Annotated in this window: 13 protein-coding genes; 7 read left to right on the forward strand and 6 right to left on the reverse strand. The window is 69.8% G+C overall.

Annotated elements, in window-relative coordinates; genetic code table 11:
* The first annotated feature begins 3 nt into the window (after positions 1–3).
* From M8H82_RS09680 to M8H82_RS09690, 3 genes are all read left to right on the forward strand, one after another.
* Positions 4–447: an ArsI/CadI family heavy metal resistance metalloenzyme gene (locus tag M8H82_RS09680; RefSeq protein ID WP_250072159.1), complete on the forward strand. Its 444-nt coding sequence runs from the start codon at positions 4–6 to the stop codon at positions 445–447.
* An 8-nt stretch (positions 448–455) separates the two neighbouring features.
* Positions 456–1,709, forward strand: coding sequence for an MFS transporter (locus tag M8H82_RS09685; RefSeq protein WP_250072161.1), 1,254 nt, complete (start codon positions 456–458; stop codon positions 1,707–1,709).
* Positions 1,710–1,782: 73 nt separating this feature from the next.
* A complete protein-coding gene (locus M8H82_RS09690) occupies positions 1,783–2,766 on the forward strand; it encodes a hypothetical protein (protein ID WP_250072163.1) in 984 nt (327 codons plus the stop codon).
* Between the two features lie 122 nt (positions 2,767–2,888).
* Here the strand turns inward: M8H82_RS09690 and M8H82_RS09695 are convergent, their stop codons facing one another.
* From M8H82_RS09695 to M8H82_RS09710, 4 genes are all read right to left on the reverse strand, one after another.
* Positions 2,889–3,683, reverse strand: coding sequence for an SDR family oxidoreductase (locus M8H82_RS09695; RefSeq protein WP_250072165.1), 795 nt, complete (start codon positions 3,681–3,683; stop codon positions 2,889–2,891).
* Complete coding sequence (locus tag M8H82_RS09700; RefSeq protein ID WP_250072167.1) at positions 3,680–4,687, reverse strand: NADP-dependent oxidoreductase; 1,008 nt, start codon at positions 4,685–4,687, stop codon at positions 3,680–3,682. The genes M8H82_RS09695 and M8H82_RS09700 overlap by 4 nt, the downstream gene beginning before the upstream one ends.
* Positions 4,688–5,010: 323 nt before the next feature.
* Positions 5,011–5,454, reverse strand: a complete 444-nt coding sequence (locus M8H82_RS09705; RefSeq protein WP_250072169.1) for a DUF6415 family natural product biosynthesis protein — start codon at positions 5,452–5,454, stop codon at positions 5,011–5,013.
* A 47-nt stretch (positions 5,455–5,501) separates the two neighbouring features.
* Positions 5,502–5,939, reverse strand: a complete 438-nt coding sequence (locus M8H82_RS09710) for a hypothetical protein (protein ID WP_250072171.1) — start codon at positions 5,937–5,939, stop codon at positions 5,502–5,504.
* 309 nt (positions 5,940–6,248) lie between these two features.
* On the opposite strand from M8H82_RS09710, the gene M8H82_RS09715 reads away from it, so the two are divergent.
* Both M8H82_RS09715 and M8H82_RS09720 read left to right on the forward strand, forming a co-directional pair.
* Positions 6,249–7,694: a helix-turn-helix domain-containing protein gene (locus M8H82_RS09715; RefSeq protein WP_374211640.1), complete on the forward strand. Its 1,446-nt coding sequence runs from the start codon at positions 6,249–6,251 to the stop codon at positions 7,692–7,694.
* A 9-nt stretch (positions 7,695–7,703) separates the two neighbouring features.
* Entirely contained in the window at positions 7,704–8,189 is a 486-nt protein-coding gene (locus M8H82_RS09720) for a hypothetical protein (RefSeq protein ID WP_250072173.1), read from the forward strand.
* A gap of 185 nt (positions 8,190–8,374) precedes the next feature.
* Here the strand turns inward: M8H82_RS09720 and M8H82_RS09725 are convergent, their stop codons facing one another.
* Positions 8,375–8,764: a VOC family protein gene (locus M8H82_RS09725; RefSeq protein ID WP_250072175.1), complete on the reverse strand. Its 390-nt coding sequence runs from the start codon at positions 8,762–8,764 to the stop codon at positions 8,375–8,377.
* Positions 8,765–9,006: 242 nt separating this feature from the next.
* Positions 9,007–9,780, reverse strand: a complete 774-nt coding sequence (locus M8H82_RS09730; RefSeq protein WP_250072177.1) for a maleylpyruvate isomerase family mycothiol-dependent enzyme — start codon at positions 9,778–9,780, stop codon at positions 9,007–9,009.
* Positions 9,781–10,259: 479 nt separating this feature from the next.
* On the opposite strand from M8H82_RS09730, the gene M8H82_RS09735 reads away from it, so the two are divergent.
* Together M8H82_RS09735 and M8H82_RS09740 are read left to right on the forward strand one after the other, a co-directional pair.
* Positions 10,260–12,059 carry an alkyl/aryl-sulfatase gene (locus M8H82_RS09735; protein WP_250072517.1) on the forward strand — a complete coding sequence of 600 codons (1,800 nt, stop codon included), beginning with the start codon at positions 10,260–10,262 and terminating at the stop codon, positions 12,057–12,059.
* Between the two features lie 39 nt (positions 12,060–12,098).
* On the forward strand, positions 12,099–12,779 hold the full coding sequence (locus M8H82_RS09740) for a GAP family protein (protein ID WP_250072179.1): 681 nt from the start codon (positions 12,099–12,101) through the stop codon (positions 12,777–12,779).
* The last annotated feature ends 16 nt before the right edge of the window (positions 12,780–12,795 follow it).

A 12,795-nucleotide genomic window follows, 5' to 3' on the forward strand; every position in this document is an offset into this window, starting at 1 on the left:
GTCATGTCCCGAGTGCAGCTGGCCCTTCACGTCCCTGATCTCGAGGCCGCGATCGCCTTCTACAGCAAGCTGTTCGGCACCCAACCGGCCAAGCTCCGCGACGGCTACGCCAACTTCGCCATCGCCCAGCCCCCGCTGAAGCTCGTCCTGATCCAGGGCAAGCCGGGGGAGGACACGCGCATGGATCACCTCGGCGTCGAAGTCGAATCCTCCGAAGCCGTCCACGCCGCGGCCACCCGCCTGGCGGAGCAAGGTCTGGCAACGGACGTGGAGAACGACACCGCCTGCTGCTACGCCGTGCAGGACAAGGTGTGGGTGCACGGGCCCGGCCGGGAACCGTGGGAGGTCTACGTCGTCAAGGCCGACGCCGACACCCTGGCCAAGCAGAAGGAAAGCACCTGCTGCGCCACCGCAGCCCAACCGGCCGCGGCCGGTGGCTGCTGCTGACCGCGCGCATGGCCAACGTGCACACCGACAAGGCCGCGACCGGTGCGGGGGACCGGTCGCGGCCTCGCGCCGCTCTGCCCGCCCTGTGCGCAACCCAGATAACCAGCTGGGGCATCGTCTACTACGCCTTCCCGGTGCTCAACCCGCAGATCAACGAGGCCACCGGCTGGCCGGTCGGGGCGACCACAGCAGCCTTCTCCACCGCCCTGCTCGTCTCCGCGTTCACCGGTATACGGGTCGGCCGGATCATCGACCGCAGCGGCCCGCGCGCCGTGATGACCGCCGGCTCGGTTCTCGGCGTCCTCAGCATCCTCATCGTGGCGGCCGCGCCGAACCTGGCCGTCTTCACCGTGGGCTGGCTGCTCGCCGGAATGTCGATGGCGGCCACCTTCTACCAGCCCGCCTTCGCCGCGCTGACCCGGTGGTGGGCCCCCGACCACATCCGCGCGCTCACCCTCGTCACCCTCGCCGGCGGCCTCGCCTCCACCGTCTTCGCGCCCGTCACCGCGGCGCTCGCCGACCACATGTCCTGGCGGGCGACGTACGCCGTCCTGGCCGCTGTCCTCGCCGCTGTGACCATCCCGGCCCACTTGCTCGCGCTGAACGCGCCCTGGCCTCCAGCGCCGCAAGGGCCCGCCCACGTCACCGGCGGCGCGGCCACGGTAGTCCGCAGCCGGCCGTTCTTGCTCCTGGCGACGGCACTGACCCTCTCCGCGTTCAGCATTTCCGCCGTCGTCGTCGCCCTTGTCCCGCTCCTGCTCGAACGCGGCTTCACCACCAGCGAGGCGGCCTGGGCCCTGGGCCTCGGCGGCGTCGGTCAGACCCTCGGCCGCACCCTGTACGCCGCCCTGGCGCGCCGTACCCGGCCCACAGCTCGCACGGTCACGCTCATCGGCCTGAGCGGTCTCACCACAGCGGCCCTGGCGCTCGTTCCGGGCCCCTACGCCCTGCTGGTGACGTTGTCGGTCGCGGCCGGCATGGTCCGCGGCAACATCACCCTCCTGCAGGCCACCGCGATCACCGACCGCTGGGGAACCACCCACTACGGCCGCCTGTCCGGGCTCCTCGCGGCGCCCGCGACCGCGGCTTCCGCCCTTGCCCCGTTCGCCGGGGCCGCCCTGTCCGCACCGTTGGGGGGATACCCGCACCTCTTCGGGCTGCTGGCCGGCCTTTCCCTGCTGGCCTCGCTCATCGGACTCGGCACGGCTGTGCGTCTTGAGCGTGAACCCAGCGTTCGCGGCGCCCCCGTGCGGGCGCTGTAGAACAACGACCGGACAGCGGCTTGGCCGATATCCTAATTGTTCTAATTATCTGAATTCATGGTAGATACGAGGTGTGTCGCACTGGGAGGACGTGAACGCGCCGGGCGCCTCCAAGGAGCCCGCCCCTGAGCGTTCGCTACTGGGCTCGATCGTCGTCGAGCCCGGTTACCTTCCCGAACTTCTCGCCGATTTCGCCGTCCGCCGGATGGGCCCGGCCGTGCCTGGATCGGTCGACCAGCTGCGGCAGGACCACCCTGACGCCACGGCCGAGGAACTTCGCCAGGTGGTGGTGACTCGGGGTCGCAGGGCCGTCGTCGCGGAGGGATCCTTCGTGGGTGGCCCCTTCGTGGTGCTCATTCCCGTCGCGTTCTGCGCGGCGCTGCTCCGCCAGGCGCGTACGGTCCTGGAGCTGGCCGCCCTGGACGGACGCGACCCGACGGCGAGGGCCCGCGCCGGTGAACTTCTCGTCCTGCAAGGCGTGTACGAGGACACGGGGCAGGCGCAGGACGCGCTTGCCCGGTTGCCCCGCGCCGGTGACACACCAGCCCGCCGGAGGCGATGGAAGACCCTGTGGGGGGTCACCCTGCGGATGGCTCGCCTCCTGGGAGTGCTCACTCCGGGCGACGGGGGGCCAGAATCGGGCGGACGCCTGCGCGGGCTCGCCGTTCAGGTGTGGCGCTGGTTGTTCCTCGGGGCCGTGTTCCTGGTGGGACTGGTCGCGCCCCTCGTCTGGCTCCCGTACATGGCGATGGTCTACCAACGTGGCGATGCCCGGCTCACAAAGAGGGTGCTCGCCTACTACTTCGGCGACACCGCACCCTCGCCCCGACGCCGGAGGACCCGCCTGCAACCGGAGGCCGTGGCGGCCGCTCTCCGCGCGCTCCTGTCGCTCCTCGTACCGATTGGCATGATCGCCGTGACGCTCCTGGCCGGACTGCGTATCGCCGACAGCCACTGGCCGGTCTTCGGCATCGCCCTGGCCACGGCGTCCGCGGTGGTCGGTGCGCTCTGGTACGAGCGCCGCCGCCGGCGTCGTAGGCAGGCGTCGCACGATTGACCGGCGATCTTCGATCGCTGCCGCTGCGACCACGGCGGTCGCCTCGTAGGCTCAGCCGACCCGCAGGATCAGTGGTATGGCGCCGCCGAATGCCCCGCCATACCGCGACGGCGCCCACCACGTCAGGCGGCGGCAGACCTCCCCGGGCCAGGGACGGTGCGGAAGCGGAAGGGTTCCGGTTCGCGGTCCGGCTGGACGAACCAGCACTCGCCCGTACCGTCCCCGGTGAGGATCCGCAGCACTGTGTCCGCCACGACCTCGGCCGGGATGACGGGCAGCCCCTGCGCGGTCAGCATGTCGCGCAGCGAGTCGATGATCCGCGATTCCGCGAACCCCGGGCAGACCGCGTTGAAGCGCACGTTGTCCGGCGCCAGAGCGGGACCCAGTGAGCGGGCGAGTCCGACGACTGCGTGCTTGTTCGCCGCATACAGAGGGTCCAGCGGTACGGCCGTCAGTCCCGCGAGGGAGGAGGTCGCCACGATCGAGCCTCCGCCGCGGGCCCGCAGCGCGGGGAGTACCGCATGGGTGCCGTAGACCACGCCGTCGAGGTTGGCGCCCATCGCCCGGCGGTAGCGCGCGGGGTCGAAGTCGTCGCCGACGCCGCATCCGGTCGCCACGCCCGCGTTGAGCAGCGCGATGTCGACGCCGCCGTACTGCTGCCGGGCGAAGTCCACGAGCGCACGGTTGGCGTCGAGGTCGGAGACGTCACAGGCGCGGAAGGCCCCGCCGACCAGGTCGGCCACTTCCCGTCCGGCCTGCGCGTCCAGGTCCGCGACGACCACCCGTGCCCCGGCCTTGCCCAGCGCGAGTGCCATGGCGCGGCCGAGCCCGCTGGCACCGCCGGTGACGATCGCCACCTTGTCCGCGAGCGCGGCGCTGTCCGTCTGCCCCTCCCGGGGGCTCTCGGGGGCGGTCACGCCAGCTCCAGCACGAGCTTGCCGACGTTCTCGCCGCGGAAGAGCATCTGCAGCGTCTGAGGGAAGTCGTCGACGGTGCCCTGCACCACGTGTTCCTTGACCTTGACCCGGCCGTCCGCGATCCAGGCGGAGATCTCCTGCGCGGCCTTGGCGTACTGCTTGGCGTAGTCGAAGACGACGAAGCCCTCCATGCGGGCCCGACGCACCAGCAGCGTCAGGTAGTTGGAGGGTCCCTTGACGGGGGTGGAGTTGTTGTACTGGCTGATCGCGCCGCAGACCACGACGCGCGCGTGCATCGCCAGCCGGGTCAGGGCGGCATCCAGGATGTCCCCTCCGACGTTGTCGAAGTAGACGTCGATGCCGTCGGGGGCTTCGCGACGCAGTGCCTTGCGCACATCCTCGGCGCGGTAGTCGATCGCTGCGTCGAAGCCCAGTTCGTCGGTGAGCAGGGCGCACTTCTCCGGTCCTCCTGCGATGCCCACGACCCGGCTGCCCTTGGCCTTGGCGATCTGGCCCACCATGGTGCCGACCGCGCCTGCCGCGCCGGAGACCACGACGGTTTCGCCGTCCTTGAGCGCTCCCACGTCGAGGAGTCCGAAGTAGGCGGTCATGCCGGGCATGCCGAGCGCACCGAGGTAGGTGGAGGGCGGGGCGAGGGATGTGTCGATCTTCAGGGCGCCCTTGCCGTCGGAGACCACGTACTCCTGGACGCCGAACGTGCCGACCACGTGATCGCCCGGCTGGTAGTCGGGGTGATTCGAAGCGGTGACCTCGACGACCGACCCGGCGCGCATCACTTCACCGATGCCGACCGGGGGGAGGTAGGAGGGGCGGTCGTCCAGCCAGCCGCGCATGGCCGGGTCGAGGGATATGACGCGCGTCCGCCCCGCGAACTGGCCCGGACCGGGTTCCTGGACGGGCTCGGAACGGTGCTCCCAGTCCTCGGGTTTCACGTCACCGAGGGGACGGGCTGCCAGGCGGATCTGGCGGTTGGTCGCAGACATTCACGGCTCCTGTCGATCGCGGTCTACGGTGAGGGTACCGACCGGTAGGTATGTCGGCAGTAGTGACATGCGTCACTCATGGTGGCGGCAGCGTCGACCATGACCGGATTTGATGCGGACCGTCCCCGCGGCCGATGCGTCGTCCACGGCCAGACCCCGCTCTGAGGCTCGACGTGTGGAGGGTCGAGCCTCGGCGCAGGTGATGTCGGACCCGTCCCGCCCTTGGCTTCCGGACCTTGGGTGGGACGGGCGTCCGTGTGGTGCGACCCTGTCCCGCTTCGGTCGCCGTAGGCCCCGTTTGCGCCAGGGAGGCGTGCCACTGGTCAGCGGATGCGGACGGTGTTGCCGCAGCGTTCGTGGATCCGGCCGGAGACGGCCGCGCCTCCGGACTGGCTGCCCTGGACGAACGGGTGGGTCGTCTCGCCCAGCTTGAGCGGCTGGTCGCAGGCCAGGCACGCGCGGACGCCGGTGAGCGTCTCGTAGTGGTCGCACAGCGCCAGGAGCGACCGGCCGAGTCTGCGCACGTGCGTGACGGAGTCGTAAGGCCTCAGTCCGGGGCGGGCGTCCAGCTTCATGCGGGCTTCGCGGAGCGCCACGAGCGCACAGTAGCGAGGTACGTCGTCGGCGGGCAGCCCCGCGGCGGCCTGCTGGATTTCGGGGATGAGCAGTTCCATGTGGCTGCACAGGAGGCCAGTCAGTGTCTCCAGCGTGGTGAGGTCGACGGGAGTCGCATCAGGTGGAAGTACTCGGGCAACAGTGGCGCGCATCGTGGCGATGTCCACCGGTAGAGCCCCCGTCGCGGCGTGAGGCTCGGTCACGACTTTGCCTCGCTGTCGTCCTTGCGGCTCAGGCCGCCGGCCACCATGGCGAACGTCAGCACATCGGCCGTCTTGCACAGCCAACCCGGCCTGGTGACGGGCACCGCCCAGTACGAGCCCTCAGCGTGCTCCTCCACCTCCGCCAGGTCAACGCGGGGCACGCCCAGGTAGGTGCCGTCACCGAGACAGGGAGCCGCGGGCGCTCCCCAACCGTGGGCGGAGCCGGGCGGCACGAGGGCGTAGTAGCGGCGGCCCGCGGGGTCGTGGATGACCGGACGACCGTTGAAGCGCCAGCCGAGCCAGACGTTCACGGTGGACGGTTCGCTGACCTCGGCCGCGCTGTGCACGAGGCTTTCGGAGATGCGGACGGCGTCGAAGAGCTTCCCGAGTGGGATCAGGGCGAGTCTGGTGTCGCTGTCCCATTCACGGCGCACTGCCCCGGGTGACGGGTGAGCGGAGGCGAGCCAGGCTTCAATCGCCCGGGTAGATGGCGGACTTCCTGGTGTAAAAGCCTCGTTTGCGGCCGTACTATTCGTCATGTCGACGCTCCCTCGCAGATTGAGCGTTGACCATTCCCGGGGCCGTTCGCGCGGTCGCCGGGTCTGATCTGTCGCGTATCGAGGTTCGCCGCTGGAGCCCAACTCAGGAATGCCCGGCGCGGGTTACCGAGGCGGCAATACACTCGTTCTCCGATTCGGAACGGCGCGACGAAGCGCATACGATCACACCGGAAGTGGGCCCTTATGGACGCCACCACCCCCGGCCCTCTGGTACCTGAAGTCCTCGCACGAGACGAACTACAGCGAGCCCTCGCGGAGCACGACTTCTCCGCGGCCTTCTCCCTTATCAAGAAGTGGGGCGGTCTGTCGCAGAACCGCATCGCGGCGGCCTGCCAGCTCTCACCAGGCAAGGTCTCCACGATTATCAACGGGCAGCAACAGGTGACCAGTTTTGAAGTGATCTGTCGTATCGCTGACGGGCTGCGTATCCCTGGACGCATGGTGGGGCTCGCTGACCGGCCCTGGGAACGACAGCATGATGTGCCCAACGCGCCAACTCAGCCAGCTCCACGGACATCCATCGACGGTCCCTGGGAACCCGTAACAACCGTGAGCCTGGCCGCCGACCTGACCAGGAGCGATCTCGTGATGGACCGCCGCGCAGCCACGCGCGCCCTCGCCAGCGCTGCCCTGTCCGGGGCTTCCCTGCTCGACTCCCTCGAAGGCTGGCTCCAGCCCACGCCAGCAGCAGCGCCCGCGTCTCGCCGGGGCCGTATCGGGCAACGAGAAGTCCGCGAACTCGAGACGACGGCGCGCGCCTTCAGGGCTTGGGACCACAAGTACGGTGGTGGACTGCGCCGCAAGGCCGTCGTCGGACAGCTCAATGAGGTCGCCGGTCACCTCGAGGAACACCAGACCCCCGAAGTCCAGCGCGGCCTTTTTCAGGTGATGGCCTACCTCAGCGGCACGGCAGCCACGATCGCCTGGGACTCGGGGCTGCAGAAGAAGGCGCAGAACTATTACATGCTTGCCCTGCGTTCTGCCCACGCCGGCAGCGACCCGGCTTTCGGGGCGAACGTGCTCGCTGGCATGGCTCGGCAGATGCTGTACAGCGATCGTCCGCAAGACGCTCTCGAACTCGTACACCTGGCCCAGAAGGGTGTGGGCAGGACTGCCGGTGCGAGGGTTAGGGCCATGCTCCACACCCGGGAGGCTTGGGCGTACGCAGCCATGGACCGTGCCGCAGCCTTCAAGCGGGCGACGAGCGAGGCGGCCGAAGCTCTCGCCGACGCGCCCGCGGACGAAGGGCCGCACTGGATTGCCTACTTCGGGGAAGCTGAGCTGGCCGGCGTCACCGGCGGCCGCCTTCTGGACATGGCCCGCTCGGATCCGCAACACCACGCCGAGCCCGCGGCACAGAGCATCCGCCGCGCACTCGCCGCCCGCGGAACCGAGGCCGGCCGCAGCTATGCCCTGGATTTGATCGGCCTGGCCGAATGCCACTTCCTGATGGGCGATGTGACGGGGGCCGTTGCGCAGACCCATCTTGCTGTAGGCGCTGCCGCACGCACTCAGTCCAGCCGGGTCCGCTCCCAATTGGGGCAGCTGTACCCGTACACGGTGGGACGCTCGGTATCGCGTACGGTCAGCGAAGCGCGGGCTAGCATCCGTGAACTGCTGTCGAGCTGAAGGAGCGACGTGACCACCATTGCCGTCACTGGTCACATGGACCTGACCGACTCCAGCGTCCCCCTGGTCCGTCACGCACTTCTGGAAGCGCTCAGGCCATACGCCGACGACTTGACCGGCGTCTCCTGCATTGCCAAGGGCTCGGACTCCTTGTTCGCAGAAGTCGTACTTGAGCTTGGTGGACGCCTGGTCGCGGTCATCCCCTCGCAGGACTATCACCAGAAGAAGGTCAAGGCTGATCACAAGGAGACCTTCGGTCGGCTCAGGGATGCCGCGTCCGAAGTCGTGGTCCTAGACCATGAGACGGCGAACCGCTCAGCCTATGAGGACGCCAACCGTCTGCTGCTGGAGCGTAGCGACCGCCTGGTTGCCGTCTGGAACGGAGAACCGCCGAGCGGGAAGGGCGGCGGTACAGCCGACACCGTGCTGGAAGCCCGTGAAGCGGGCTTGCCGGTCGACGTGATCTGGCCCGACGGAGCCGCGCGCCAAGGCTGACGTGACCAGCCGCGTGCAGAGTTCTGTCAACGGCACCACAGACAAGGCAACACCCGGCCTCCAGCGCTGTGGCCCCCGACACCGACGCCCCGGGACGGGGTTGCCCACATCCCTGCGGGCCGTTCAGATAAGGAAGCCAAGCTGATGGGCTGTTGCTTGGTGGAGTGCCGGACGAGGTGGGCGGGTCAACCGCGACGGTTGCCCTCGACGCAGAACCGGTTGCCTTCCGGATCGGCCAGCACCACATACGGTCGCTCTCCGAGGGACAGGCTTTCCGGGTAGTGCTGCCAGTCGACCCGCTGCGCCCCCAGGGCCACCAGTCGCGCTACTTCCTCGTCCAGGTCCCGGTCACCGGCGTCGAGATCGAAGTGGACCCGGGGAAACTCCTGGGCGGGACTTTCACTCGTGTCCATGGCGATAGCGACGCCGCGCTCACCGGACGGCGGTTCGAGAACGATCCAGTCATCGCCCTCGAAGCGTGGAGGACGTCGCACGTACCCCAGTGCCCGTTGCCAGAACTGGCCTGCCCGCTTGTCGTCGTGCACGCCCAACGAGACCTGTTTGATCGACGTCATGCCAGCACAGTAGATGGGCACGACCGTCGCAGGCATCGATTGGCGCAAGTCCGCTGGGAACCCCATCCGGCGCTGTCGATGACCGGTGCGGCGGCGGATCGGGCAGGCCCCTCGGACACCCGGCACGGATGCTCCTTGAACAGCGGGCCCGCGCCCTCCCGTAGCCGAGCGATGGCCGCAACCCGGGCCCAATGGCGCCCGCAGGAGCGCGCGCACAACCAGATGTGTCACAAGTGCAGGCTTTACGCGTTCGGATCCCAGTCTGCGAGCTGCTCCATCGGCTCCGTGTCGCCGATGATTTCCAGGCCGTCGAGCGGGATGCGCTCGTAGAAGTAGAGGACCAGTTCGCTCGCTGCGCCTCGCATCGCCATGTCGCCCGGCTCCGCGTCGGCGGCGAGGTCGTCGCAGCGGACGCCTTCGGCGTTGAGGGTCAGGCGCCAGGAGCGGCCCTCGGTCGTGTGCAGGTCGATGGTCGCCGGCTTGAACGGCCAGGGGACGGTCGTCGCCGCGACGGTCGTCAGGAACTCGTCGACGCCCTCGACCGCGACGTCCGTCGGCAGGGGCTGTGCGGCCCCCTGGGTGAGCTGGGCGTCGTAGGTGTGGACGGCGATCTCCTGGATCTGGTGCCGGGCCACGGCTCCGCTGGTCTCCGGGGCCTGCGAGCGGCCCCACCAGGTCCAGCAACCGCGGTCCGGGCCGGCCTCGCGCATCGCGTCGAGCATGAGCTCGGTCGACTCGGCGAGCCAGGCGTCCAGGGCTCCCCGGTCGCGGGGCGCGGTCGGGGCGCCCTTCGGGTCTGTCTTCGCCGGGGGCTCAGCACCCGGGCCCGCCGCGACGATGGCGGCCTGGCGGCGCCGGCCGTCGCCGAGGTGCTGCGCCAGTTCGCGCAGCGTCCAGTCCGGGCAAGTCGGGACCTGGTCCTCAAGGTCGGGGGCGGACGCGATCGCGGCGCGGAACGCGGCCGAGCGCTCTTCGATCAGCCGCAGGACCTGGGGGAACTCCAAGTTGTTTTGCACGTCGGTTGTGTATCACGGTGCTCCGGCCGCCGGGTAGCGAATTTGTGGGACGAACGCGTCGACGGGCGGGCGGAGAGCCGGCGCAGGGTGCCGTGGCCGACATCGGCAAGATCAGGGGTCAACTCCCGCCGAATCGCGCGCAGTACGCGCCAGGCGGACCGCCCACCCGATAGGGGTTGAGGCGCGGCACTCGGCTCGCAATGCCCTGCGGGTGTCGTTTCTGACGCCGGGAGCGTCCCGCAAGCCGACCCTCCCGATATGTGCAGACGGGGGAGGCGCGGCATCCGGTGCTCACGCCCCTCGGGCTTGCGTTGGCCGCCGGCGGGGCCGCCGGCACCGTCGTCCGACTGGCGCAACCCACCGAGCCCGCTCCGCCCGGGGCGCCAAGGATGGTGCGCACGACGGCGGCGCGGTCGCCGCGCCGCCCACGCGCGCAGGAGGCCCTGGTGAGCGTTTCCGACCGGCCCACTCCCCTCGACATGCCCGACTTCTCGGACCGGGCCGACTTCGAGGACGCCGACCGGGGGCTGGTCGCATCGCCGGCCGCCGCAGTCGTGACCGCTGATGACGGGCGGGTGGTCTGGGACTTCGGGGCCACCGCCTTCCTGGACGGTGACTGTCCCGGCACCGCGAACCCGAGTCTGTGGCGCCAGTCCCAGCTGTGCGCCCGCGCGGGGCTGTACGAGGTGGCCGACGGGGTCTACCAGGTGCGCGGCTTCGACCTGTCCAACATGTCGCTGATCGAGGGTGAGCGCGGCGTCGTCGTGGTCGACCCGCTGGTGTCGGCGGAGTGCGCGCGCGATGCGCTGGCGCTGTACCGGGCACACCGCGGGGAGCGGCCGGTCACGGCGGTGGTGTTCACCCACTCGCACATCGACCACTTCGGCGGCACCCTCGGTGTTGTCGACGAGGGCGCGGACGTGCCGATCGTCGCGCCCGAAGGGCTGATGGAGCACGCGGTCGCGGAGAACGTGTACGCGGGGACGGCCATGCTGCGGCGCGGTGTCTACCACACCGGGGGAGATCTGCCCCCGGGCCCGGAGGGTCTGATCGGGGTGGGGCTGGGCTTCGCCGCCTCGCACGGGCTGCCGAGTCTGCTGCCGCCGACGCTGGAGATCACCCGGACCGGGCAGGAGGAGCGGCTGGACGGAGTGCTCTTCCGCTTCCAGCTCACGCCGGACACCGAAGCGCCCTCGGAGATGAACTTCCACCTTCCCGAGCGGCGTGCGCTGTGCATGGCCGAGAACGCCACCCACAACCTGCACAACATCCTGACCCTGCGCGGAGCCGTGGTCCGCGATGCCCGGGTCTGGTCGCGCTACCTCACCGAGGCGATCCAGCTCTTCGGCGACGACTCCGACGTCCTGTTCGCCTCCCACCACTGGCCGACCTGGGGCACCGACCGGCTCAAGCGGTTCCTGTCCGAACAGCGCGACCTCTACGCCTACCTGCACGACCAGACCCTGCGGCTGACCAACCAGGGCCACACAGGCACCGAGATCGCCGAGATCCTCGAACTCCCGCCCGCGCTCGAGCGGTCCTGGCACGCCCGCGGCTACTACGGCTCGGTCAGCCACAACGTCAAGGCGATCTACCAGCGGTACATGGGCTGGTACGACGGTCACCCGGCCTCCCTGTGGGAGCACCCGCCGACCGCGAGCGCCGAGCGGTACGTGGCCTGCATGGGCGGCCTGGACGCGGTAGTGGACAAGGCCCGCTCCTACGCCGACGAAGGCGACCTGCGTTTCGCGGCCCAACTCCTCAAGCACGCTACCTTCGCCGCACCGGACAGCGCCGAGGCCAAGGACCTGCTCGCGCGGGTCTTCGAACGCCTGGGACACGGCGCGGAGTGCGGGACCTGGCGCAACAACTACCTCATGGCCGCGAAGGAGTTGCGCGAGGGCGTCAAGCAGGTCCCGATCTCCGCCGGCAGCATGGCGTCGGCGCTCAGCGTGGACCAGATCCTCGACTCGCTCGCCATCCGGGTCAACGGCCCCAAGGCGTGGGAACACACCGTGTCCACCCACTGGCGCTTCACCGACCTCGGCGAACACCACCAGGTGACCCTGCGCAACGGCGTCCTCGTCCACTACGCCACCGAGAGCCCCGAAGATGGCACCGATCTGACGCTCACCCTGACCAAAGCCCAACTGGCGGGCATGCTGGCGGGCCGCAGCGGGCTCGATGGCATCGAGCACAGCGGTGACCCGGCTGCGCTGCGGACGCTGCTGTCGGTCCTGGACGAGCCCGACCCCAGCTTCCCCATCGTCACCCCTTGAGCCCGCACCGGGCCGGTTCCCGAACGGAGGTGGCAGCACATGGGTGATGCCGTCGGACAAATGCTGGCCTCGGCGGTCGGCATCGCCATCAGTCCGATCCCGATCATCACCGTCGTGCTGATGCTGGCCACGCCGCGCGGGCGCGTCAACGGCACGGCGTTCACCCTGACCTGGGTCGTGTGCGTCGCGGCCGTGGTGACCGCGGTCGTCCTCCTCGGCTCGGGCGCCGACGCCTCCGGTGACGACGGACCGGCCGACTGGACGCTGTGGGTGAAACTGGTCCTCGGCGTGCTGTTCCTCCTGTTGGGCGGCAAGCAATGGGCAGGCCGTCCGCGCGAGGGCCAGGAGGCAGAACAGCCCGGCTGGATGAAGGCGATCGACCGGTTCACGCCCGCTAAGGCGGCCGGGAGCGCCGCGGTACTCGCGGTCGCCAACCCCAAGAACCTGGTCCTGGCCGTCGGGGGCGCTCTCTCCATCGCGGGCAGCGACGCCTCGGCGGGCGGCAAGGCCGGGGCCGCGGCCCTGATGGTGCTCATCGCCTCGCTGTGCGCGCTGATCCCGCTCGGCGTCTACCTGTTGGGCGGCGCTCGGTCCGCCGAAACGCTGTCCGGGTGGAAGACCTGGATGGCCCGCCACAACGCGGCCATCATGACCACGCTGCTCATCGTCCTCGGCGCCAAGTACATCGGCGACGCGGTCAGCGGACTCGCGTCGAGCTGACGAGGGTGCGAAGGCC

Origin of the sequence: Streptomyces sp. YS415 (assembly GCF_023544665.1) — a bacterium.
GTDB lineage: Bacteria > Actinomycetota > Actinomycetes > Streptomycetales > Streptomycetaceae > Streptomyces.

What these genes read in the sequence shown, in the direction of transcription:
- M8H82_RS09680 (WP_250072159.1), top strand. Translation starts at nt 4, where the DNA reads ATGTCCCGAGTGCAGCTGGCCCTTCACGTCCCTGATCTCGAGGCCGCG.
- M8H82_RS09705 (WP_250072169.1), bottom strand. Translation starts at nt 5,454, where the DNA reads ATGCGCGCCACTGTTGCCCGAGTACTTCCACCTGATGCGACTCCCGTC.
- M8H82_RS09685 (WP_250072161.1), top strand. Translation starts at nt 456, where the DNA reads ATGGCCAACGTGCACACCGACAAGGCCGCGACCGGTGCGGGGGACCGG.
- M8H82_RS09700 (WP_250072167.1), bottom strand. Translation starts at nt 4,687, where the DNA reads ATGTCTGCGACCAACCGCCAGATCCGCCTGGCAGCCCGTCCCCTCGGT.
- M8H82_RS09740 (WP_250072179.1), top strand. Translation starts at nt 12,099, where the DNA reads ATGGGTGATGCCGTCGGACAAATGCTGGCCTCGGCGGTCGGCATCGCC.
- M8H82_RS09715 (WP_374211640.1), top strand. Translation starts at nt 6,249, where the DNA reads ATGGACGCCACCACCCCCGGCCCTCTGGTACCTGAAGTCCTCGCACGA.
- M8H82_RS09725 (WP_250072175.1), bottom strand. Translation starts at nt 8,764, where the DNA reads ATGACGTCGATCAAACAGGTCTCGTTGGGCGTGCACGACGACAAGCGG.
- M8H82_RS09735 (WP_250072517.1), top strand. Translation starts at nt 10,260, where the DNA reads ATGCCCGACTTCTCGGACCGGGCCGACTTCGAGGACGCCGACCGGGGG.